This window comes from Streptomyces palmae (assembly GCF_004684805.1).
Lineage (GTDB): Bacteria > Actinomycetota > Actinomycetes > Streptomycetales > Streptomycetaceae > Streptomyces > Streptomyces palmae.
Window position 1 is genome coordinate 1 of record NZ_SRID01000714.1, and the last position, 1,114, is coordinate 1,114.

Here is a 1,114-nt window from a genome sequence, read left to right on the forward strand (position 1 = left end):
GTGGTGGGGCGTGAGGGTGCGGGGCTTCGGGATCCGGGGTCCGGTGGCGCCGGCCGGGGCGGCGGGCCGGGCAAGGCGCGCGGGGCCACCTACAAGGCGCTGATGAACGGTGTCTCCTTCATGATCCCGTTCGTGGTGGTCGGCGGCTTGCTGATCGCGGTGTCGCTGGCGCTCGGCGGGCACACCACGTCCGAAGGCATCGTCATCCCCGAGGATTCGGTCTGGAAGTCGGTCAATGACATCGGCGTGATCGGCTTCGCCCTGATGGTTCCGATCCTGTCCGGATACATCGCGTACGCCATCGCCGACCGGCCCGCTCTGGTGCCCGGCATGGTGGGGGGCTGGATAGCGGCCCATGGCGAGCTGTACGACAGCGAGGCTGGCGCCGGCTTCATCGGGGCGATCGCCACCGGCTTCCTGGCCGGCTACCTGGTGCTGGGGATCAAGAAGGTCAGGGTCCCGAAGTTCGCCCGGGCGGTCATGCCGATCATCGTGATCCCGATCGTGGCGACCTCGGCGCTCGGACTCTTCTTCATCCATGTGCTCGGCCGACCGATCGCCTGGCTGTTCGAGCACCTCACCGACTGGCTGAGCGGACTCACCGGCACCAGTGCGGCGCTGCTGGGCATCGTCCTGGGGCTCATGATCGCGTTCGACATGGGTGGGCCGGTCAACAAGACGGCGTTCCTCTTCGGGGCCGGGTTGGTCTCCGAGAACCCGGAGGTGATGGGGGCGTGCGCGGCGGCCATTCCGGTGCCACCACTGGGTCAGGGCCTGGCCACGTTGATCCGCCGCCGGCTCTTCGACGACCAGGAGCGGGAGACGGGGCTGGCCGCGCTGTTCATGGGGTTCTTCGGGATCACCGAGGGGGCCATCCCGTTCGCCGCAGCACGGCCGGCCCGGGTGATCCCGGCCAACATGCTCGGCGGCGCGGCGGCGGGTGCGGTCGCCGGGCTGGCGGCGGTCGAGGACTCGGTGCCGCACGGCGGGCCGATCGTGGCGCTGCTGGGCGCGGTGGACGGGGTGCCGATGTTCTTCGCCGCGGTGCTGGTCGGTACGGGGGTCACCGCGTTGGCGACGGTGGGGTTGATGTCGGTGCGGTGGGGGGTGCGGG

At 70.6% G+C, this 1,114-nt stretch carries 1 protein-coding gene; it reads left to right on the plus strand.

What is annotated here, in order from left to right:
- Positions 1–1,114, plus strand: a 1,114-nt coding sequence (locus tag E4099_RS32255; RefSeq protein ID WP_167828569.1) for a PTS fructose transporter subunit IIC, incomplete at both ends; no start/stop codon positions are given.